This window comes from Polyangium sp. 6x1, assembly GCF_029946515.1.
Taxonomy (GTDB): Bacteria; Myxococcota_A; Polyangia; order Polyangiales; family Polyangiaceae; genus Polyangium.
The window spans coordinates 44,364-64,365 of the sequence record NZ_JARZHH010000043.1 but is presented as its reverse complement, the minus strand read 5'-3'; the positions used below and the strand labels follow the sequence as shown (position 1 = coordinate 64,365).

Annotated in this window: 13 protein-coding genes; 7 read left to right on the top strand and 6 right to left on the bottom strand. The window is 71.0% G+C overall.

What is annotated here, in order from left to right:
• The first annotated feature begins 408 nt into the window (after positions 1-408).
• The 3 genes from QHF85_RS32225 to QHF85_RS32215 are packed head-to-tail and all read left to right on the top strand — an operon-like array spanning position 409 to position 8,507.
• Positions 409-3,636 carry a serine/threonine-protein kinase gene (locus tag QHF85_RS32225; RefSeq protein ID WP_281331220.1) on the top strand — a complete coding sequence of 1,076 codons (3,228 nt, stop codon included), beginning with the start codon at positions 409-411 and terminating at the stop codon, positions 3,634-3,636.
• Positions 3,637-3,667: 31 nt separating this feature from the next.
• The gene (locus QHF85_RS32220; protein WP_136927810.1) at positions 3,668-3,910 is read left to right on the top strand and encodes a hypothetical protein; all 243 of its coding nucleotides are present in this window, start codon (positions 3,668-3,670) and stop codon (positions 3,908-3,910) included.
• A 49-nt stretch (positions 3,911-3,959) separates the two neighbouring features.
• Positions 3,960-8,507, top strand: a complete 4,548-nt coding sequence (locus QHF85_RS32215; RefSeq protein ID WP_281331219.1) for a serine/threonine-protein kinase — start codon at positions 3,960-3,962, stop codon at positions 8,505-8,507.
• 12 nt (positions 8,508-8,519) lie between these two features.
• On the opposite strand, the gene QHF85_RS32210 is transcribed toward QHF85_RS32215, so the two are convergent.
• Entirely contained in the window at positions 8,520-8,852 is a 333-nt protein-coding gene (locus QHF85_RS32210) for an FKBP-type peptidyl-prolyl cis-trans isomerase (RefSeq protein ID WP_281331218.1), read from the bottom strand.
• A 157-nt stretch (positions 8,853-9,009) separates the two neighbouring features.
• Here QHF85_RS32210 and QHF85_RS32205 point away from each other — a divergent pair, with 157 nt between their 5' ends.
• From QHF85_RS32205 to QHF85_RS32190, 4 genes are all read left to right on the top strand, one after another.
• Positions 9,010-9,747: an SDR family oxidoreductase gene (locus QHF85_RS32205; protein ID WP_281331217.1), complete on the top strand. Its 738-nt coding sequence runs from the start codon at positions 9,010-9,012 to the stop codon at positions 9,745-9,747.
• 84 nt (positions 9,748-9,831) lie between these two features.
• Positions 9,832-11,397: a family 1 glycosylhydrolase gene (locus QHF85_RS32200; RefSeq protein WP_281331216.1), complete on the top strand. Its 1,566-nt coding sequence runs from the start codon at positions 9,832-9,834 to the stop codon at positions 11,395-11,397.
• 131 nt (positions 11,398-11,528) lie between these two features.
• Entirely contained in the window at positions 11,529-12,170 is a 642-nt protein-coding gene (locus QHF85_RS32195) for a serine protease (protein WP_281331215.1), read from the top strand.
• A 19-nt stretch (positions 12,171-12,189) separates the two neighbouring features.
• The gene (locus tag QHF85_RS32190; protein WP_281331214.1) at positions 12,190-15,153 is read left to right on the top strand and encodes a hypothetical protein; all 2,964 of its coding nucleotides are present in this window, start codon (positions 12,190-12,192) and stop codon (positions 15,151-15,153) included.
• On the opposite strand, the gene QHF85_RS32185 is transcribed toward QHF85_RS32190, so the two are convergent.
• From QHF85_RS32185 to QHF85_RS32165, 5 genes are all read right to left on the bottom strand, one after another.
• Entirely contained in the window at positions 15,154-15,843 is a 690-nt protein-coding gene (locus QHF85_RS32185; RefSeq protein WP_281331213.1) for an SDR family oxidoreductase, read from the bottom strand.
• Positions 15,844-15,870: 27 nt separating this feature from the next.
• Positions 15,871-17,007, bottom strand: coding sequence for an SUMF1/EgtB/PvdO family nonheme iron enzyme (locus QHF85_RS32180; protein ID WP_281331212.1), 1,137 nt, complete (start codon positions 17,005-17,007; stop codon positions 15,871-15,873).
• A gap of 82 nt (positions 17,008-17,089) precedes the next feature.
• Positions 17,090-18,106: a hypothetical protein gene (locus tag QHF85_RS32175; RefSeq protein ID WP_281331211.1), complete on the bottom strand. Its 1,017-nt coding sequence runs from the start codon at positions 18,104-18,106 to the stop codon at positions 17,090-17,092.
• A complete protein-coding gene (locus tag QHF85_RS32170) occupies positions 18,082-18,888 on the bottom strand; it encodes an SUMF1/EgtB/PvdO family nonheme iron enzyme (RefSeq protein ID WP_281331210.1) in 807 nt (268 codons plus the stop codon). Before QHF85_RS32170 ends, QHF85_RS32175 begins: the two co-directional genes overlap by 25 nt.
• A complete protein-coding gene (locus tag QHF85_RS32165) occupies positions 18,873-19,874 on the bottom strand; it encodes an SUMF1/EgtB/PvdO family nonheme iron enzyme (protein WP_281331209.1) in 1,002 nt (333 codons plus the stop codon). The genes QHF85_RS32170 and QHF85_RS32165 overlap by 16 nt, the downstream gene beginning before the upstream one ends.
• Positions 19,875-20,002: the final 128 nt, after the last annotated feature.

The window sequence follows — 20,002 nt, the reverse complement described above, 5'->3', positions numbered from 1 at the left end:
CCATCCACTTGTGCTGGTCCACCGCGTTACGGTTTGTGTCGTGGGGGGGAGGACCAAAACCGATACGCGTTGTGGTTCGTGTCGTGGGGGGGAGGACCAGAACCGATACGCGTTGCGGTTCGTGTCGTGGGGGGGAGGACCAGAACCGATACGCGTTGCGGTTCGTGTCGTGGGGGGAGGACCAGAACCGATACGCGTTGCGGTTCGTGTCGTGGGGGGGAGGACCAGAACCGATACGCGTTGCGGTTCGTGTCGTGGGGGGGAGGACCAGAACCGATACGTGTTGCGGTTCCGGAGGCCCCTCCGTGTCCCGGATCACGGGGGGCTGAGAATGATCGTTGACCTCGAAGGGCGATGGTGGCCCGATACAGAGTGGCGGCACGGAGCCGCGCAGGGACGGGCCTACGTGTGACGGGCGCGGAGAGCAGCGGGACGGACCCTCGAATCGGCACGCTTGCCGCCGGGAAGTACAGGGTCCTGCGCCTGATCGGGCGCGGCGGGATGGGGAGCGTCTACGAGGCGCAGAACGTCGCGATCGGCAAGCGCGTCGCCCTCAAGTTCCTCCGCACGCCGGCAGGCGCGGATGCATCGGTGCGGGCGCGCTTCCACCGGGAGGCGCGCGCGGTGTCGGCGGTCGAGAGCGCGCACATCGTGCAGATCTTCGACACGGGAGAGACGGAGGCAGGAGAGCCGTTCCTCGTGATGGAGCTCCTGCAAGGCGAGGATCTCGCGACGCGCTTGCGACGACTCGGTCGGATGAGCGTGGCGCAAGCGGTGGCGATCGCGGCCCAGGCGCTGCGCGGGCTCCGGCGCGCGCACGCGGCAGGCGTGGTGCACCGCGACCTGAAGCCGCAGAACGTCTTCCTCGTCGATGCCGATGACGGAAAGACGCACGTCAAGATCGTCGACTTCGGTCTCTCGAAAGTGCTCGGCAGCGAGGCGGAGCTCGTGGCGGCGTCGAACCTGTCCGCGCAGGATCCGCTGACGCGCGTGGGGACGCCGGTGGGGACGCCGTTCTACATGTCGCCCGAGCAGATCGAGGCGCAGGACGACATCGATCCGCGCACGGACATCTGGTCGATGGGCGCGATCCTGTACGAGGCGCTCGCCGGCGCGCCGCCGTTCTCGGAGACGACGTTCGCGCGGCTCGTCATCGCCATCTGCCATCGAGATCCGCCCGAGCTCGGGACGCTCGTGCCAGGGCTGCCCGAGGCGCTGCGGAGCGTGGTGCGGCGCGCGATGACGCGCGATCGCGGCGAGAGGTTTCCTACGGCCGAGGCGTTTCTCACGGCCTTGCTCGAAGCCGTGCCGGACGTCGAGCGCTCGCAAATCCCAGGCTCGATGCGCGTCGAGGCGGCGCCGCCGCGCGCGTCGCTGCCGACCCTGGACGCCGATACGCCGATGAACGTCCGGCCAGGACCAACCGCGCCGGGGGACGCCGAGGCGCCACGCGAGAAGAGCGACAGCGGCGCGGAGGCGCCCGGCGCGGAGCTCCGCACGTACACCGTGGGAGGCGCGACGTTGTGGCTGAGCGCGTCGCCTGCGTTCTCGCTCTGGCGCGGTGAGGTGAACGCGCCCGATCGGCTGCGCGTGGAGACGCGGGACGGCGGCCTGTTCGAGCTGCGGCTTTCGCCGGTGGGCGTGCTGCGGCTCGGGCGCGTCGAGCGTGTGGGCGACGAGCGCAACGAGCTCGTGTATCCCGACGTGGCCTCGCGCCTCGCCGCGACGCTGCGGCACGACGGCGTGCGCTGGTGGCTCCGGCGTCGCACCGAGTGCAGCGTGCCCGTGCAGGTCGGCGCGCACTCCCTCGCGCGAGGCGAGGAGGCGGCGCTCGTGCACGGGACGTTCGTGCAGGTCGGAGGCATGCGCGCGACGATGGTGGATCGGCGCTACGTGACGCCGACGGTGCCCGCGGGGACCGTGGACGCGACGACGGGTTTGCTCGGGCGCGCGGGGCTCGAGCAGGAGATCGCTTCGTTCCTGCAGCGCAAGCGCAGCGGCGCGCTCCTGCTCGTGAAGGCGCAGCCGTCGGCCACGCGCGCGGGCGGCGCGGAGTATCCGCCGGGCGCGATCGCGGCGGTGGCGATGCATCGAGGCTCGCCGAGCGTCGCGGTGGGGCTCGTCGAGGAATCGGCCGTGGCGCTCGTGACCGGCGAGGCCGCAGAGATCGCGGAGAAGGGGCGCGCGGCGGTTGCGTCGGCGCGCACGGCGGCGGAGGGGCGATCGTTCGCCTGCGGATACTGGACGCTTTCCGGTGATGGGAGCGACGCGGGGCGCGAGCTCGAGCTCGCGTTGCACGCGATGACCGCGTTCTCGGAGTCGTCGGGGCAAACGGTCGCCGCGCTGCGTTCGAGCGTGCCGGGCGCGCGCGTGTCGAGCGTGCAAGAGGTCCTCGGCGCGTCGATCGACGCGAAGCGGACGACGCTGCTCTTCGCGATCGAGGAGCAGAAGGCGCTCGAAGCGGTGGGCCCGCACGTGATCGCGGCGCTGGAGAAGGAGCTCGCGGCCGTGGCGGCGACGCACGCGGGGCAAGCGGCGTTCGTCGCGCCGATGGCGCCGGGCGTGGTGGCGGCGTGCGTGACGCGCAAGGTCGATGCGGTGGCGCTCGGTAGTGCGGTGCAGTGCGACTGGCACGCGCGGCCGCCGATCCTCGACGGCAAGGTGGAGCTGCCGCGCACGCTCTCGTGGGAGGTCTTGCACGGCGACGTGCAGACGCGGGCGCAGGAGCTCGCGCGCGAGTGCGCCGATCCGCACGGGGTGCTCTCGGCGCTCAGCGGCGGGCTGCCGTATCCGATCTCGGGGCGCGTGCACGCGGCGATCGCCGCGTCGAGCGCGATCGAGCGCGTGAAGATGCTCTTCGACGTGCTCGAGGGCACGTGGCGGTTCATCGCGACCGTGCTGCTCTCGGCGTACTTCGCGCGGCGGCCGGCCGAGGGAAGCGAGGTCGCGCCGGGGTTCGACGCGATGGTCGAGCTCTACAAGCGGCACGGCGGTCGCGACGGCTTCGCGCTCGGGACCTGGCGAGAGATCGCGCGGGCCGCGGCGAAGGGTTTTGAAGGGCGCGACGATCCGATCGGCGCGCTCGTGCGTGACGTGCTCGGCGTCCGGCTCTCGCAGAACCAGACGTTCGAGACGCTCTCGAACCTGATGCAGGTCGAGCGCAACAGCTTCGCGCACGGTCACTACAACGAGGCCCGCGCGGCGGCCGATCTGCCCGAGTTCGAGCAGATGACGCGCACGCTCCTCCGGGCGCTACGGCCGCTCTGCGCGTGGACGCTCGTCACGGTCGAGAAGACGGAGCCGGATCTCTACGGGGATCTGCAGACCGTCGAGTTCATCGACCACACGGGCCCGTTCAACACGGGCACGCGGCGGCGGCTCGGGCTGAACAGCCCGATGCGGCTCGCGAACGTGACGTACCTGGCGCGGTGGCGCGAGGGGCTCGTGCTGCCGCTCGAACCTTTCTTGCGGCGCGTCGCGCACGAGGACAAGTTCGACGTGTACTGGATGGAGCATCTGCCGCGCGCCGGCATGTGCGTCATGAGCTCGGTGGTCGGCGGCCCCTCCATCAAGGTGCCGGGCGACGTGCGAAGGCTCCCGCCCCTCTTGCGGCTCGTGATGGAGCGAGCTTCTTGAGGTACAAGCGCGGGACGCGGACGAGGGAGAGATGCATCTTCACGCGACGGTTTCGATCTGGCAGCTGGAGCACGACGGGACGTACGTGGCCGAGCTGAACGGCTACAAGCTCAAGCTCACGTGGAAGCCCGAGGCCCCGGGAGAGCGGCGTGGCTTCCGCTGGGAGGCGGAGCGAGACGGCAAGGAGGTGCAGCCGCCGGACGAGCTCTTCGAGGAGGCCGAGGTCGCCATGGCCCACGCCGAGCAATTCGCGCGGGGGAAGGCCGCCTCGTAGCCGCGCCGCGCCACGCCTCGCCGCGGGGTCGTGGTAGCCTCGTCGGCGCATGAGCGCCAAAGCGCCGCGGGACTACGCGCCGGGGGAGCTGCTCGACGGTCGGTTCTTGCTGCTCGAGCGGCTCGGTCGTGGCGGGTTCGGCGACGTCTGGCGCGCCGAAGAGCTCCTGCCGGACGGCGTGCCGCTGCGCACGGTCGCGCTGAAGCTCCTTCAGCGGACGGCCTACGACGCCGCGCACTGGGCCGAGGAGGCGAAGCTGCTCGCCTCGTTCCGGCACCCCTCCCTCGTGACGATCTACGCCGCCGGCGTGCTCCGCGCGCCCGAGGTGATCCCGTTCGTCGCGATGGAGCTGCTCGAAGGGAAAAACCTCGCGGACGCGCTGCGCGACCGAAAGCGCGTGCCGTGGCGGCGCGCGCTCGGCTGGGCGCGCGCGACGGCCGCGGCGCTCGACGTGATCCACGCGCGCGGCGTCGTGCACCTGGATCTCAAGCCGGCGAACCTGTTCGTCTCGAACGACGGCGCGCTCAAGGTGCTCGACTTCGGCATCTCGCGGCGCGCCGGATCGAAGGCGCCCGAGATCACGCCGCCGAGCTTCGAGGGCGGCGACGCCGGGGGGCTCGAGACGGCGGCGTTCGTCGCGGCGCAGGACGAGCGCTCGTCGCACCCGACGCGCGCGCAGAGCTCGGGGCGCGCCGTCGTGGGCACGCCGGGGTACATGGCGCCCGAGATCCTCGAGCTCGCCGAGCCCACGCCCGCGGCCGACGCCTATGCTCTGGCGGCGACCCTCGTGAAGCTCGCGACGGGGCGCATGCCGTACGAGGACGTCGCGGACGAGCCCAGGGAGCCCTCGGATGCCGGCGCGATGAGCGCGTGGTGGTCCGATCTGCGCGATGCGACGCTCCGCGGCCGCCTGCGGGATCTCTCGGCCGATCCGGCCGGACTTCCGCGGGGGCTCGTGGCGCTGCTCGTGCGCCTGCTGTCGGTGGATCCGCAGCAACGAGGGGTCAGCCCGGGCAAGCTCGCGGCGCTCTTCGACGAGGTGTGGGAGCGCCCGTATGGCGTGATGGATCCGCCGTACGCCGGCCTCTCGCCGCTGTCGAAGGAGGCCGAGGGGCAGCTCTTCGGGCGCGACGACGACGTCGCGCGCCTCGGCCGCGAGCTCGCGTTCGAGCCCGTCGTGGTGCTGTACGGGCCGCGCGGCGCGGGAAAATCTTCGCTCGCGTGGGCCGGCCTCGTCCCGCACCTCGCGCGCGCCGCGGTGGACGGCAAGGACGACTGGATCGCCGTGGCCGTTCGTCCCGGCGAGGAGCCCGATCGCGCCCTCGACGCGGCGCTCGGCGCTGTCGACCCGGCGCTCGTGGGCGCGTCGTCGGCGGAGATCACGGGTCACGCGGCACGCTCGCCCGTCGGGCTCGTGCTGCTCGTCGATCCGCTCGAAGATGCGCTCGCCGCGCCGGAAGGGACGAACACGCGGCTCGCGCGGCTCCTCGCGGATCTCGCGGAGGGTGGCGAGCGACAGGGCCTGCGCGTGCTCGCGACGCTCGGCGAAAAACACGTCGCGGGCCTCGTGGATCCCGCGGCGCCGTTTGCGTACCTGCGCGCCGCGCTCCGCTTCGTCGGGCCGCCGCCGGCCGCGGCCGTGCACGACATCGTGACGGGGCCGGCGCGGCTCTCGGGCGTGCGCGTCGTCGGCGCGGACGCGATCGTCGCCGACGTGCAGCGCGAGCTCCGCGGCGCGGACGATCGGCTGCCGCTCGTCTCGCTCGCGCTCGCCGCGTTCTGGGACAAACGCGCGCCGCAGGCAGGAGCGCGCGCGGGCCTCGGGCTCTCCGCGGAGAGCTGGCGCGCGCTCGGCGGGCTCGTCGGCGCGCTCGCCAAGCACACCGAGAAGCTCCTCGCCTCGATCGACGACACGCAGCGCGAGGTCGCGATCGAGGCGGTGCTCAGGCTCTCGACGACCGATCACAAGCCCGTGCGCTGGGACGAGGACGAGCTCGTCTCGGTCCTCGGCGAGGACACGACGCTCGCGCGGGGCGTGCTCGTGCGCCTCGAACGCGAGGGCCTCCTCCGGCGGCGCGACGGCCGCGTCGAGCTCTCGCACCCCTCGATCGCCATGGTCCCGCGGATCGAGCTGGTCCGCAGCCGCGAGGCCGAGCGGCTCGTCTTGCTCGAGCGGCTCCGCGACGCGGCGATCGCCTGGGATCGGGCAGCTTACCACCCGGACTTCCTGCTCACGGGCTGGCTCTTCGAGGAAGTCGAGCGCAGGCCCACCTGGACGCGTGGCTCGCTCACCACGCTCGAACGCCAGCTCGTCGAGAGGAGCCGGCGCCTCGCGCGGCGGCGCAAGATCCTGAGGGGCGCTTCGATCGCCCTCTTGCTCGCCATCGTCCTCGGCGCCGCCGTGCTGAAGCGCGCGATGGACGAGCAGCAAGCACACGCCGAGCGGGCGCGCGTCGAGGCCGAGGAGCGCGCCTACATCGCCGAGGTCCTCTTCCGATCACGCCGCGTCGACGACCCGTACCATCGCGCGGCCTGGATCGCCGAGGCCATCGAGTTCGGCGCGGAGGATCCGGCGCTCCCGCTCGATCTGCTCCGCGCGGGTACGGGCTTGCCGCGCGCCCAGTTCCTCACGCTCGAACCCTCGACGAGCCCCTCGTTTCCCTGGGACGATCGGTGGCTCGTCGCGACGCAGGGCTCCACGCGCCTCGTCATCGTCGATCTCCGGTACGACCCCTTCTACAACGCCGTACCGAGCGACGTCCGGAGCCCGCCCGAGGCCTCGGAGCTGCATCCGCGCACGCTCGTCGTGCGCCCGCATGACGCGCCGTTCGTCGAGCGCGTCCCGCTCCCCTTCGACACCGCGCTCGCGACGCGCTCGGTCGCCGGCGAGGTGCGCGTCTTCCGCCTTCGTCCCGACGGCGAGGTCATGCTCGCGGCCATCGCGCCGCGCCGCTGCACGGGCGCGCTCGAGGTCGCGGACGCGGCGCCCGTGCTCGCGTGTGCCTCGGAGAACGGCCTGCTCCGCTGGGATCTCCGCCGCGCGGCCGAGGTCGACACGCACCCCTTTCAGGGCATCGTGCTCGACGTCTCGCCGGACGGCTCCCTCGTCGCGGCCGCGTCCGGATCGAAGCTCGTCGTCTGGCGGCCGGCCGACGGCAGCATCACCGAGATCAAGCCGACGAGCGCGGCTGTGCTCGCTCGCTTCGGCCCGCGAGAGCCTTTGCTCGCCCTCGCCGAGCATGGCGCCTTCGAGATCCTCGATCCGGCGCGGCCCGACGTGCCCCTCTTCCGCGGCCCCAGCGTGGAGGCGCCCTCGTTCCTCCGCTGGGACGAAGGGGGCCTCGACCTCGCGGTCTGCGGCACGGACCCCACCGGCCCCGACAAGGCGATCGTCGGCCAGTTCCACTACCTCCGCCGCGGCGGCCGAGCGCCCAGCGACGCGCTGCCCAAGGGCGCCCCTTGCTCGCCTGCGCCGCGCCCCAGGCGCCCGGAGCCCATCTCCTCGCCCGAGGAGGTCCCTGCGTTCGCGCGTGTCCCCATCGGCCCGCGGGATCTCCTCGGCGGCCATCGCCTGGAGAACGGCCACGTCGTCACGGGCGACCTCGTCCTCCTCTCCGGCGCGACCGGCGCGATCGACGCGCTCGTGCGCGTGCGCGCGGACGACGCCCCCGTGCCCTCGTCGACCAGCTCGGTGCGCGCCGTGGTCCGCGAGAGCAACGACGTCGCCGCGTTCCAGGTCGACGACGAGGTTCGCTTCTACCGCATCGCCGACGGCAAGCGCGAGCTCGGCCGCAAGGGCAACCTGCTCCGCCGTTGCCAGGACGGCCGCGTCGCCGCGTGGGCGCCCGAGGGCGACGCGTGGCACGTGTTCGACGCCCGCAGCGGCGCCACCATCGGAGACGTCGTTCGCGAGTCGGGGCTCGTCCTCGCCGTCGACGAGGCCTGCCGCACGCTCTTCACGCAGCGGCTCGACGGCGCGCTCGTGGCGACGCCCCTCGACGGCACCTCGCCCTCTGCGCCGCCCCGCGTGATCGGCTCCGCGGACGGCTACGTGTACGACGTGCGCCCGAGCGCGGCGCGTGGCGGGATCGGCGCGGGCTTGTGGATCGCGGTGAGCTCTGGCGCGCTCGCGCGGATCGACGACGCGACATCGGAGGTTCGCGTCCTCGGGTACGCGAGCCCGCGCGCGACGGCCCTCGGCGACGGACCTCGCCCGGGCGAGCTCGTCTATGCCGACGACACGGGCGTCGTCGTCCTCCACGCGCGTGGCCCCGAGCGCCTGCTCGAAGCCTCTGGCGCCACGGTCTGGGAGGACGTCTCCGTCGCGCCCGACGGCCGCTCCATGCTCCTGCTCTCGGCCGATCGTGTGGCGGCGCTCGACGTCGGGCGTCGCGAGATCGTGGGCAGCATGCCGCTCCGGGGACGCACGCGGTTCGTGCCCTGGGATGCGGCTGGATCGGTGCTCGTGTGGTCGTTTGATCGTCCGGGGGGCGTGGAAGGCGAGATCATCCCCCGGGGTCGGCCTCTCGCGGACGCGGTCGCGCGGACCCTTTCGAATCTACGCGTCGATCACGGCCGGCTCGGCCTTCAGCAGTGAGCGGTTTCGGCGTCAGGACACGCCGAGCAGCTCGACCTCGAAGACGAGCGTCGCGTTCGGCGGGATGAGCCCCGGGAACCCGCGTTCGCCGTAGGCCAGGTGCCCCGGGATCGTCAGCTTCCGGGTCTCGCCGACCTTCATCCCGGCCACGCCCTGGTCCCAGCCCTTGATCACCTGCCCGCCGCCGAGCTTGAACTCGAACGGCTTGCCTCGGTCGCGGGAGCTGTCGAACTTCTTGCCATCCGTGAGCGTACCCACGTAGTGCACGCTGACCTTGTTTCCGACCTTGGCCTCTGGGCCGTTGCCTGCGTGGAGCGTCTGGATTTCGAGCTCACCGGTCGCCATGTCGATTCTCCTCTTCCGGGGTCGGCCGGTATTCGACAGGTGGGCGGGGCGCTCGTCAAGCGAATCGAGCGCGCACTTCGACGAACGTGGTGTCTCTTTCCGACCGCGTGTGATTCAGGGGGCGCGACACGCCTGCGGCCGCGGTAGGATCTTCGGCATGAGCGATCTGGAGAGCGGACGTACCGCGCTCGTCACGGGCGGCGCGGTGCGTGTGGGGCGGACGATCGTGGAGGCGCTCGTCGACGACGGATACGAAGTCCTCATTCATTATGCGGCGAGCGAGGAGAGCGCGCGCGAGGCGCGGGAGCACTTCCTTTCGCGGGGCGCGCGGGTCGAGCTCTACCGCGCCGATCTCTCGGATCGGACGGCCGTGAGCGCGCTCGCCGCGCGGGCGCGCAGGTTCGGCGCGGGCAAGCTCGACCTCCTCGTGCACAACGCCGCCAATTTCGAGCGTGTATCTCCCGACGAGCTCGACGCGGGCGCCTGGGATCGGGCGATGGCCTTGAACGCGACCGCGCCTTATCTGCTCACGCTCGCGCTCGCGCCCGAGCTCCGGGCCGCGCGTGGATCGGTCGTGGCGATCGGGTGCGTCAGCGCGGAAAGGCCCTTCAAGCATTACATCCCGTATTCGATCTCGAAGGCCGCGCTCGTCTCGGCCATGCAGGGCCTCTCCCTCGCGCTCGCGCCCGACGTGCGCGTGAACGTGGTTTCGCCGGGCACGGTCCTTCCCCCGGTCGACGTCGACGCCGAGCGGCGCGAGAAGCTCCGCCGGAAGATCCCGCTCGGGCGGATCGGCGATCCCGGGGACGTCGCGCGCGCGGTGCTGTTTTTTGCGAAAAACCACTTCGTGACGGGACAGGTGCTCGCCGTGGACGGCGGACGTTCCATTGTGTGAGGGTTCGTCGCGGCTGGATCATGCGCCGTTTTTCCGAATTCCCTCACGAACCGGTTTTTCCGTTCCATGTTAGGTTTGCCCTTCATGAGAACCGATTTCCGCCTCGCCATACCGATGACGCTTTTGCTGGCCGCGTGCGGGGAGGACCCTCCGGTGACCGAGATCCCCGAGGTGGCCGAGGATCTCTCGTTTCCCGAGGGGTTTCTCTTCGGGACCGCGATCGGCGGATTCCAGGCCGACATGGGCTGCCCGGCGCCCGACCTCGATGGTTGCGTCGATAACGGATCCGATTGGTATGCGTTCGCCACCTCCCCCGCAACGACGAGCTCTCCCTTGGCATACCTGTCCGGGCAAGACCCGGCCGTCGTCGGCCCTGGCTTCTGGGCGCTCCACGAGCAGGATCTCGACCGCGCGTGGGGCGATCTCCACAATGGCGCATTTCGCTTCAGCATCGAGTGGAGCCGCATCTTCCCGAAGTCGACCGAAGGTATCACCGGGTACGAGGCATTGCGGTCCGTCGCGAACGAGGAGGCCCTCGCGCATTACCATGCGATGCTGAATGGGCTCCGGCTCCGCGGGATGTCGCCCATCGTCACGTTGCATCAAGGCACGCTCCCCGCGTGGATTCACGACGCCGTCGGGTGCCACCTGAACCTCGCCGCGTGTTCGCCGCGGGGGTGGCTCGATCCGGAGCGAACGGTCGCGGAGATCGCGAAATACGCGGGGTTCGTCGCGCGGGAGTTCGGCGCGGACGTCGATCGCTGGGCGACGCTGGACGATCCATTCGCGATCCTCCTCTCGGGCTACATCGCCCCGAGCGCCGAGCGCAGCCATCCGCCGGCGGTCGCGTACCCGTCGAGCGCCGCCAAAGACGTGTTCGTCACGCTCGTCGAGGCGCACGCGCGCATGTACGACGCGGTGAAGGAGAACGACGCGGCCGACGCCGACGGCGACGGGAAAACCTCCGATATCGGACTCGTGTATGCAATGATCCCCGTGTCCCCGGCCGATCCGGCGAGCCCGCTCGACGTGCAGGCGGCCGAGAACATGTTTTACCTTTACAATCTGGCGTACCTCGACGCGGTCGCGAAGGGGGAGCTCGACGAGGATCTCGTGGGCACGAGCGCGAGGCGCGCCGATCTGGAGGACCGCATGGATTGGCTCGGCGTCAATTATGAAACGCGCGCCACGGTGCGAGGCACGAGCGGACCTTTTTTGCAGGAGCTCACGCCGCTCGGCACGTTCGATCCGCTGGAGGTGCTCCGCGGCGAGGAGGATCCGCGGGGCCTCCACGAAATGCTGGAGCTCGCCGACCGGATGTATGGATTGCCCCTCTTCGTCACGGGCAACGGGCTCGATCACCCTCTCGACGACGAGGACGCGGGCCCGAGCTTCCTCGTCCGTCACCTCGCCTGGGCGAGCCGCGCGGTGCAGGACGGGATCGATCTGCGTGGGTACTTCTTCCGGAGCCTCGTCGACGATTTCGAGTGGAATCATGGCATGAGCCGGCGCTTCGGGCTCTATGCGGTCGACGCGGCCGATCCGCAGAAGAACCGCACCCCGCGCAAGACGGCCGAGACCTATGGCACCATCGCCGAGGAGCGCCGGATCCCGCCCGAGCTCCTCGTGGCGTATCCGGCTCCGCGATGAAGGCCGGGCCACCACCGACGCCCCTCGCAGCAGACGCGCATTCCGCGTCGAGGCGCGTTAAGATGAGGCGTGGCCCTCGCCTCGCCCCGCTCTCCCCACCACGAAGGCGCCCTCGTTCGGAGGCAGGGCCCATGAACCTCGTCGCGCAGGCGCTCCAGGCGGCCACCGCCGATCCGGCCGAGCCTTGCCTCGACGGCCCCGTCGTCCGGATCCGCGCGCGTTTCGGCAAGACCTGGGCGGCGTCGGGCACGGGGTTCTTCATCGCGGACTGGCTCTCGTCGATCGTCACGGCCCGACACGTCGTCGCGCTCGCGGACGGCGCGGCGCCTGCGGAGGTCGCGGTCCGCGTCCTCTCCGGCGGACGCTGGGTCGAGCTCGAGGCCGTCGCCGTCGCGTATCCCTCGGGCGGCGGCGCGGCCGACGACGTGGCCATCGTCCGGGTGAACGCGCGGTGCGTGAGCGCGCTGCGCATGGCCACGCTCGACGCGTCCGTGGCGAGCCAGGTCTGGGGGTATCCGCTCGGCAACGAGGCGCCGCGCCTGCCGCTCGTCGTGCCGGCGCGGGCGCGGCCGAGCGAGGGGAAGGTCGTGCTCGATCGCCAGGGCCGCATCGGCATGAGCGGTGGGCCCGTGGTTGCCCTCGTCGGCGAGGGGCCACCCACGGCGGTCGTCGGCATTTACCTCGGACCTGCGCCGAACGGTGGGGGCCGGGCCCAGACCCTCGCCGCCCCGTCGGTGCTCGCCAGCATGGAAGCCGCGATGGGCTGCGCATGATTCCCTGCAAAGAGACGCCATGAGGACGAGGACCACCTATTCGATCGTCGGAATCGGGCTCGCGCTTTCGGGCTTGGTCCCGCTCGCGGAGGCGAGCGCCGGGCAGGTCACGCCCGTCCTCGTCCCCTCGGATCAGCGCACACAGCCCGCGCCCACCGCGCCTCTCGCGCCGCCCGTGACGATCTCCGCGAGGGCGACCGCGCCCCGGAGCGACGCGGGGGATCCCCTTCAGGTCCACGTCGGCCGCGTGGAAGCCCTCACGTCGCTCGCGGGCGCTCTACGGGCCACCTGCGCGGCGCCGGCGGGCGACGATCCGAAAGCCGCGCTCGAAAAGGCCGCCGCGCGCCTCGTGGCCCAGCGAAAGGGAATCGAGGCCGTCGAAGCGCGGCAAAAGAAGCTCGAACAAGAGGTCTTGGAAAAACCGTTCGACGTCCGTACGAACGCCGCGCTGGAGGCGGCGAAACGCGAGCGGAAGGCCATCGAAGACGCCGCGCGGCGGGACGTCGCGGGGAGGCTCGACGAGCCCGCGCGGAGCCTCACGAGCCTGCGCGCCGACCTCTGCGCCGAGCTTTGCGCCGGCGGGGACACGGCTCGGTCGCCGCTGAACCTTTGCGCGTTTTCGGCGCCCGCGCTCGCGAATGCGGCCGTCATCTCGGATCAACGCAGCGTCGAGGCCGTCGCGCGGTACGTGACGCGTAAATTCGCTCCGATCCGGATCGTCCTCGCGGATCGCAGCGTGCTTTCGCTCGCCGAGATCGGGGAGGCCGATCCGCTCCTCGCCCGCCAGTTCCCTCTCCTCGACGTCCCCGCAGCGGCGGCGCGTGTCTTCACCGTGCAGCATACCGGCCTCGAAGTGGCCGCGTTCACGGCCGCCACGCTCGACGTCGGCGTCCGCGCGCTCGCGAGCTTCGTCGGCGATCGGGCCCGGCGCGAGGCGCTCGTCTGGTTCCTCGAGCGATTGCACGAAGACGCCTGCGGCCCCGCGATGACGCCCTCCGGCACGCAGGGGGATTCGTACCGGGAGATCCGCTCCTTCTGGCTTCCCACGACCTGCGCGCTCTCCACGCGGCGCCTCGATTTCGCGCAATATGGCGGCGGCGAGAGCCTGCTCGGCGCGCTCCGGGGCGCCGTCGCCTCCGACGTGAAGAACTGGCCCGGCGTCGCCCTCGGCCTCGGCGTCGGCGCCTCGTTATGGGCGGACGTGAACCTCGGCGGCAACCTGTTTACGTGCGCGGACGACCCGTCTGCCCCGGCGATCTGCGATGCCAGCGCGCCCGATCGCGTCACCTGCCAGGCCCGCGCCCAGCGTCGGCTCGTTTGCGGCGCGGAAACACGCTTGCGCGGGGCCGCGTCGAAGCTCGTCTCCGACCTCTCGACCGGCGCGAATGCCGCCTTGAGCCTTTCCCATTTCGGCGACGCGCTCGACGGCGCGAACGGATATCGCATCTTCCGCGGCGCGCCCCGGCGGCTCTTCAGCCAGCGCCTCGAAATCGCGGCGTGCGCCGCTTCCCTCCCGCACGTCTTCCAGGAGTATGGCGAGCTCGTCCGCCAGACCCGTCCCGGCCGGGCCGAGGAGACCGAGGCGCTCCTGCTCGCCGCGCTCACGACGTCGCCCGCTTGTTTCACGCTCGTCGGCCGAGGTTTTTCCCGGAACGATTGCCCTGCGTTCTCCGCGAATGAAGGCGCGTCCGGCCCGCACGCCTGCCACCACAAGGATCCGGCCGTCGCGGGCGACGTGGACGCGGCGCTCGCCTCTGCGCTCGACGCCTCGGCCCCCCTCGAAAGACTCTCGACGATCGTGCGGTGGTCGAGCTTCGTGCGCTCTCCCGCGGCCGAGATCGGGACCCGCTGGAGCGCCGTGCTCACGGCCTTCGAGGCCTATCGCGCCGCCGCCGAGGCGCTCCGCGCGCCGCTCGATCCCAGGCTCGCGAGCCCGCCGGCCCTCCAGATCGGCGTCGACGTCGACGGAAAAAAGATCGGCGAGATCGTGCGGGCCCTCGAAGCCTATGCCCGCGACACCTCGCGTTTGGCGAGCCAAACGAATTCGTTCGCGCTCCAGCGCGCCGGCGTGGTCCTCGCGCGCGCGTCGCTCGATCTCGCCATGGCCTTCGTCGAGGCCGGCGAAGAGCTCTCCGAGGCCGTCTCGTTCCCGGGCCTCTGCAAGGCCGTGACGTGCGCGCCCGGCGAAATCGCGCCGAGCTTCGCCGCGGCGCGGGTCGAGCTCGCGCGCATCGCGGCGACGCTCGAGACCATCGAGGCGGCGCTCGCCGAGGACTGGGGCCGGGTCGTCGCGCGGGTCGTCGCGGCGGCGCGCGCCGATCTCGAGCGCATGTGCACGGACGAGGAGTGCAAGAAGCTGTGCGCCGCGGGGAAGGGGCCGTGCCGCCCCCTCGACGCCCTCGCGCGCCACAGCGGCCTTTTTGCGACCATCGCCTTCGAGGCGGACCCCTCGCGCATCGCCGAGGCCCTCGACGCGGCCGCCATGCCCATCGGCGGCTGGCGACGGAAAAACACGCTTGGCGCCACCACGATTTCGCTCGGCGCGTTCCCCGGCATGTTCGTCGGCGGCGAGGTGCGCTTCGGCACCTATGGAAACGTGACCGAGCGCGGCCGCGTGCCCCACGTCGTCGCGCCGACGCTGACCATGCCGATCGGCCTCGATTTCGCGACGGGGCGCGGCGATTACAACCTCGGCGCGTTCGTCTCTTTGATCGATCCGGCGGCCTACCTGCAATACGACGTCGAGCAGGGCGGCCGTTTGCCCGGAGCGCAGATCCTCACGTTGCTTTCGCCCGGCGTGTACCTGCGCGCGGGCCTGTTCGACAGCCCCTTCAACATCGGCATTTACGGTGTCTTCCGGCCCGGCCTCCGCGCGTGGGAATCCGGGCTCAGCATGCCGGGCGCGCACGCCTTGCAGTTCGGCCTGGCGGCGAGCGTGGACGTCACGCTCTTCGATCTGTTCACCGGCGCGGCCGGAGAATGATCACCACGGGATCGTGTCGCCGCGGAAATGGTAGAATCCGCCCGATTCGGTGCGGGAGATACGATCGACGAGCGCGAGGATCCCGGCGACCGCGTCCTCGACCGTCATCGGCGCTTCGGGCCCGCCCATATCGGTCTTCACCCAGTCGGGGTGGAGGGCGATCACCGTGAAATGCTCGTCGCGGAGGTCCACGGCCATCGTCTTGCTCGCCATGTTCAGCGCCGCCTTCGACGTACGGTACGCATAGGCCCCGCCGCTCGTATTGTCGGCGATGGAGCCCATGCGGCTCGACATGTTCACGATCTTGCGCGTTGTGCTCCGCCGGAGGTGCGGGAGCAGCGCGGACGTGACGCGCAGCGTCCCCACGGTGTTCGTATTGAACGTCCGAAGCACGTCCTCGAAATCGAGGTCCGCGAGCGAGAGCCATTTGCCCATGACGCCCGCATTGTTGAAGAGTACGTCCACGGTCACGTCGCCCAGCGCGGCGGCGAAGGCGCGCACGCTCGCATCGTCCTCGACGTCGCAGGCGAGCACGCGGAGCCTCCCGGAAGCGGCCTGGCCGAGCGCGGCGAGCTCGCTGGCGGCTGCGGGATTTCGGACACCGGCGTCCACATGGTCGCCGCGCTCTAGATACCTACGGGCGAGCTCGAGGCCGATCCCTCGGTTCGCACCAGTGATCACGATGCGCATGCCGTGGGGTCTAGCACGGCATCTACTTCATTTCTCGATCGATTTGCAGCAACGAAAACCGAGGTGGTAATTGCCGTGGCTGTTGGGATCCGTCACGCGGGTGCCATGCCAGTCGGGCGCGCGCCACCGGCAATCGTCCGGGTGTGCCTCGAATTCCGAGAAGATGAACCAGCTCCCTTTCATCTCGGTCTGTCCCGTGCCCCCGTGGCTCGTCATCTCCTCGGGGCGGAGCGGTAAGTTCATGTGCTCGGCCACGTTCCCATGCTGATCGTACACGCCGAACGGGCTTTTGCACTCGGGGAACGCTCCGGCCGGGAACGAATTCGTCCCGCAACGCTTCCATCCGCTCGACGTGCACCCCTTCGTCTTGCGGCTCTTCGTCGCGCACTTCGAATGGTCCTTCTCGCGGCCGTACGCCCAGACGATCTCTCGATCTCGGTTGTGCAGGTCCTTCGATTCCTTGCGGGCCTTGCCGAACGAATACTCCTGCTCCGGCGCGTGGACGGCGCCGGCGCACGCGCCCTCCCATTCGTGGGCGTCGCAGAGCCGCTTGCCGACCGCCGCGCAGAGCTCGGCCGCCTCCTTGGCGGTCGGGCCCGTGACCGGGTGCTCGCACGGGATACCGGGGAATTCGTACCGATCGATGCAGACGCGCGCGTCCGCCTCTTTTTCACCCGCGAGCACGTCGTAGATCGGCGTCATGAACGGCGCGCCGCAGGCGGGTTCGTCCTGCTCGAATCCTCCGCCCGCGTTCCGCGCCTCGCGGCATTCCTTGCGGGTCATCGGGTATTTCGTGACCTTGGGGTTGCCCTGGCCGAGCACCGGCGAGCGCTGGAAGATGGCGCGCACCGCGACCATTTGCTCGTCCGTGACGTGGAGCATCGACACCATGCGCCGGAAGAGCGCCTCGCGTTGCTCCTCGATCGTGTCCGGATAGAGCTCCTCCTCGGGCATCGCCGAGAGCGGCGCGAATACCTTCGGGGCGGGCGCCTCGGGCTCCTTGACGGGCGGCGCTGCGCTGGCCGAGGCGGCCGGGGAGGGGAGCGACGAGGAAGCCCGAGCGCCGTCGCTCTCGCTGGCCTCGGGGGACGAGCAAGCGGCGAGGGCCGAGGCGAGGAGCGCGGGGGCGACGCGGCGGATCGAGGAAACGAAGAGAGGCGACATGCGGCACGTCAGACGCGTGGGGGCGCGGGGCGTCTTCCCGGCGCCACGGCGGCGCAACCTATACCCCGAGCCGCGCCGCTCGTCACGGGACGTCGAGGTCGAGGACGAGCATCGTCACGAGCGAGGTCCCGCGGCCCTTCACGTTCGACACCGAGACCTTGTACGTGTGCCCTTTCGTGGGTTCGATCACGACGACGGGCGCCGCGTCGTCGGCCTCGTCGCTGCCGGCGATCGCGTTCGTCGTCGCGTCGAGGACCTCCAGATTGACGTCATCGGCCTGACCGTCCGCGCCCGCGAGGATCACGCTGAGCGGCGCCTCCAGCTCGAGCCCGCCCGTCCGGATGTTCTCCTCCTCGGCGAGGATCGTCCCGAAGAACGACCATTCGCCGTCGGCGTGGAACGCGAGGCCCTGCGAGCCCTTCATCCGCCGCGCGACGAGGTGCGAGGCCTGCGCCGCATTCGAAAGGGTCCGGCCGAACGACTCGACGAAGCGACGCACCGGGATCGACAGGCCTCCCTCGCGCATGATGGCGACGACGCCAAACCCGCCGCCTTCGCCTTTTTTCGCGTTCCCCAGGCGAATGCGGTATTTGCCGTCCGCCTTCGGCGTGAGCTCCACGACGGGCTGCGCGTCGTCCATCGTATCGGCCGCGACGCTCTTGCCTTCGGGGCTCTCGACGGCGAGGTCGAGATCCTCCACGCCGTCCGAGCCTCCGCCGAGGATCACGTAGCGCACGCCGGCGCGGAGCGGGCGCGTGACCGACACCTCGCGCCCATTTTCGAGGAACGCGCCGAGCACGCAGGAGGCGTCCTCGTCGAAGCCGAAGCGCGATTGCTGCTCGAATCGTTGCGCGGCGCCCGTCACGCGCCCGACGGCCTGCGTCATGAATCGACCGGGGCGCCAGGCGGATGTCTCGTCGTCCTCGGCGTCGCTCGGGGCGAGGTGCGTCCGATCGTGGCGCGTTTCGCGCGGCTCGGGGGCCCGCGTGATCGCCGGTCGTGCCTGCGGATTCGCGCCTCCGCCGCCGCCACAACCGGCCGCACAGGCGAGCAAGACCGGAACGACGAGCCGGATCACGCGCCACCGTCCGCGCAGCATCGGAATCCCGTGTTGTCCTCGGCGGCGTCGATGGGTCGCCCGCTCCTCGCGTCGCAGCTCATGTATTTCGCCGAGCTGGAGAACGATCCGCCGCGGCGACGGCACTCGGGGACGCCAGCGTCGCCCGGAATGCAGGCGTCTTCCCATTCCCAGACGTTGCCGCTCATGTCGACGATTCCGGGGGAACCGCCGCCGCAGCCCGGGAGCGCGAATGCGGTGAGCGGCGCTCCGTACTTCGCGTCGGAGCCATTGCACGCGTTCGGATCGTACGTCGCGCCGTAAGGAAATGCCATCGCGCCGCCGTGCGTGCAGGCGCTGTGCCACTGGCTCTGCGCGGGATCGTCGTGCCCGAAATAAGGCGTGGGCCCGCCGGTGATGCGCCCGCAGAGGCGCTTGCCGAAAGCCGCGCAGAAGGCGACCGCGTCGCAGAAATCGACGTTCACGACGGGATAGTCGTTCTTCGGCGGCGGCCCCGACGAGGGCATGAACGACGTGTTCCCGGCGCAATCGGGGCGCTGCCCGCTCGTCTCCGGAGACGTCTCCAGCCACGCGGCATACTGCGCGTTCGTCACCTCGATCGTATCGATGCAATACGCCCGGCCGTCCCAGCCGCCGAGCGCGATCATGGGCGGGGTCCCGGGGACCTCCGGGCACGTCAATGCGCCCGCGTCGTCGACGAACGTGCCGGTCGTCCCGCCGTTCGATTCCGTGCCGCCCTCGCAGCCCGCGAGCGCGGCGACGAGCCCGAGGGCCGGGGCGGCGAGGATCAATCGGCGCAGCATCGGAAGCCCGTGTTCGCCTCGGCGGCGTCCCGCGGCCGCGTGCTGGAAACATCACAATCGACGTTGTCGGCCGCGCTCGAGAACGAGCCGCCGCGGCGACGGCAGAGGTCGGCGCCGCCATCCGTGGGGATACACGAATCCTCCCATTCCCACGCGTTCCCGCTCATGTCGACGAGCCCCTCGAACCCGCCCTTGCAGCTCGCGAGCGTGCCCACGGGCAGGACCGCGCCGTAGGCCGCGTCCTTCACGTTGCAGGCATTCGCGTCGTACGCCTGACCATAAGGATAACTTTGCGTGCCGCCGTGGCTGCACGCGCTGAACCACTGGTTCCGCGAGGCGTCGTCGTGCGCGTAATAAGGCGCCGGGCCTCCGCCGATGCGGCCGCAGAGCCGCTTGCCCACGGCCTTGCAATAAGCGAAGGCGTCACACCAGTCGACGGATCCGACCGGGTAATCGTCCTTCGGCGGGGTCCCGGCCGGCGGCGTGAACGAGAGGTTCGACGCGCAAACCGCGCTCTGGTTCGCGACGCTCGGCCCGCTCTCGAGCCAGGCCGCGTACTGTGCGTTCGTCACCTCGGTGGCGTCGATGCAATAGGCCTTCCCGTCCCAGCCCGGCACGGCGACCATCGCGGCCGTGTTCGCGATGGACGGGCACGTTTTCGCGCCCGCGTCGTCGACGAACGTCCCGCTGCTGCTGGAGCTTGCGGCGCCGCCCATGCCGCCCGCGCCGCCGTTTCCGGCGCCGCCGTTGCCCATGCCCCCGCTCCCGGCGCCGCCCGTGCCCGCGCCGCCCGCGCCCGAGGAGGCCGAGCTCGCGCCGCCGTTGCCCGCGCTTCCGCCCGAGCCGCCCGAGCCGGTCGTGGTGGACGCGGTGGTTTGTCCGATGACGTCGGGGGGCTCGCTCGAGCCGCATCCGGCGGCGATCTGGGTCGCCGCGACGGCGACGGGCAGGGTGGCGAAGCCCAGGAACAGGGCACGGTGGAGCATGTCTCTGCGCATTGATCCCTCGCGCTGCGAAAGCATACGGCGAAGGTGATGGATACCCCATCGGGGACGCGACGCAAAGGCTCGTCCGGGAGGAAGCAGGGTCCGCGCGGGCCCGCGCCAGGCGGGAG